Origin of the sequence: Rossellomorea vietnamensis, from assembly GCF_001305855.1 — a bacterium.
Taxonomy (GTDB): Bacteria; Bacillota; Bacilli; order Bacillales; family Bacillaceae_B; genus Rossellomorea; species Rossellomorea vietnamensis_A.
Genome location: NZ_LIXZ01000042.1, coordinates 1 through 2,536, shown reverse-complemented (window position 1 = coordinate 2,536; position 2,536 = coordinate 1). Strand labels below are relative to the sequence as shown.

The window sequence follows — 2,536 nt, the reverse complement described above, 5'->3', positions numbered from 1 at the left end:
TGTGGTTAAGTCCTCGATCGATTAGTATCAGTCAACTCCACATGTCGCCATGCTTCCATCTCTGACCTATCTACCTAGTCATCTTCTAGGGATCTTACTCACTTACGTGATGGGAAATCTCATCTCGAGGGGGGCTTCATGCTTAGATGCTTTCAGCACTTATCCCTTCCGCACATAGCTACCCAGCGATGCCTTTGGCAAGACAACTGGTACACCAGCGGTGCGTCCATCCCGGTCCTCTCGTACTAAGGACAGCTCCTCTCAAATTTCCTGCGCCCACGACGGATAGGGACCGAACTGTCTCACGACGTTCTGAACCCAGCTCGCGTACCGCTTTAATGGGCGAACAGCCCAACCCTTGGGACCGACTACAGCCCCAGGATGCGATGAGCCGACATCGAGGTGCCAAACCTCCCCGTCGATGTGGACTCTTGGGGGAGATAAGCCTGTTATCCCCGGGGTAGCTTTTATCCGTTGAGCGATGGCCCTTCCATGCGGAACCACCGGATCACTAAGCCCGACTTTCGTCCCTGCTCGACTTGTAGGTCTCGCAGTCAAGCTCCCTTGTGCCTTTACACTCTGCGAATGATTTCCAACCATTCTGAGGGAACCTTTGGGCGCCTCCGTTACTCTTTAGGAGGCGACCGCCCCAGTCAAACTGCCCACCTGACACTGTCTCCCACCCCGATAAGGGGCGCGGGTTAGAATTTCAATACAGCCAGGGTAGTATCCCACCGATGCCTCCACCGAAGCTWGYGCTCCGGTTTCCAAGGCTCCTACCTATCCTGTACAAGCTGTACCAAAATTCAATATCAGGCTACAGTAAAGCTCCACGGGGTCTTTCCGTCCTGTCGCGGGTAACCTGCATCTTCACAGGTACTATAATTTCACCGAGTCTCTCGTTGAGACAGTGCCCAGATCGTTACGCCTTTCGTGCGGGTCGGAACTTACCCGACAAGGAATTTCGCTACCTTAGGACCGTTATAGTTACGGCCGCCGTTTACTGGGGCTTCGATTCGCACCTTCGCTTGCGCTAAGCACTCCTCTTAACCTTCCAGCACCGGGCAGGCGTCAGCCCCTATACTTCGCCTTACGGCTTCGCAGAGACCTGTGTTTTTGCTAAACAGTCGCCTGGGCCTATTCACTGCGGCTCTCTCGGGCTTGCACCCTACCAGAGCACCCCTTCTCCCGAAGTTACGGGGTCATTTTGCCGAGTTCCTTAACGAGAGTTCTCTCGCTCACCTTAGGATTCTCTCCTCGCCTACCTGTGTCGGTTTGCGGTACGGGCACCTTTTTCCTCGCTAGAGGCTTTTCTTGGCAGTGTGGAATCAGGAACTTCGCTACTATAATTCGCTCGCTRTCACAGCTCAGCCTTCRCGATGACGGGATTTGCCTCATCATCAGCCTAACTGCTTAGACGCACATATCCAGCAGTGCGCTTACCCTATCCTCCTGCGTCCCCCCATTGCTCAAACGGAAAAGAGGTGGTACAGGAATATCAACCTGTTGTCCATCGTCTACGCCTATCGGCCTCGACTTAGGTCCCGACTAACCCTGAGCGGACGAGCCTTCCTCAGGAAACCTTAGGCATTCGGTGGATGGGATTCTCACCCATCTTTCGCTACTCATACCGGCATTCTCACTTCTAARCACTCCACCAGTCCTTACGGTCTAGCTTCGCAGTCCTTAGAACGCTCTCCTACCACTGACACCTWGAGGTGTCAATCCACAGCTTCGGTGATACGTTTAGCCCCGGTACATTTTCGGCGCAGAGTCACTCGACCAGTGAGCTATTACGCACTCTTTAAATGGTGGCTGCTTCTAAGCCAACATCCTGGTTGTCTAAGCAACTCCACATCCTTTTCCACTTAACGTATACCAACTTAACCTTGCATGGGATCGTAACTCGCCGGTTCATTCTACAAAAGGCACGCCATCACCCGTTAACGGGCTCTGACTACTTGTAGGCACACGGTTTCAGGTTCTATTTCACTCCCCTTCCGGGGTGCTTTTCACCTTTCCCTCACGGTACTGGTTCACTATCGGTCACTAGGGAGTATTTAGCCTTGGGAGATGGTCCTCCCAGCTTCCGACGGGATTTCACGTGTCCCGCCGTACTCAGGATCCACTCAAGAGGGAATGAAGTTTCAACTACAGGGTTGTTACCTTCTTTGACGAGCCTTTCCAGACTTCTTCGTCTACTTCATTCCTTTGTAACTCCGTATAGAGTGTCCTACAACCCCAAGAGGCAAGCCTCTTGGTTTGGGCTATATCCCGTTTCGCTCGCCGCTACTCAGGGAATCGCAATTGCTTTCTCTTCCTCCAGGTACTTAGATGTTTCAGTTCCCTGGGTCTGCCTTCCATACTCTATGTATTCAAGTAAGGATATTGTTCCATTACGAACAATGGGTTCCCCCATTCGGAAATCTCTGGATCAAAGCTCACTTACAGCTCCCCAAAGCATATCGGTGTTAGTCCCGTCCTTCGTCGGCTCCTAGTGCCAAGGCATCCACCGTGCGCCCTTCATAACTTAACC

The 2,536-nt window shown here is 52.6% G+C and carries 1 rRNA gene; it reads right to left on the bottom strand.

What is annotated here, in order from left to right:
- Position 1: 1 nt before the first annotated feature.
- Positions 2-2,536: ribosomal RNA gene (locus tag AM506_RS21490) — 23S ribosomal RNA — on the bottom strand.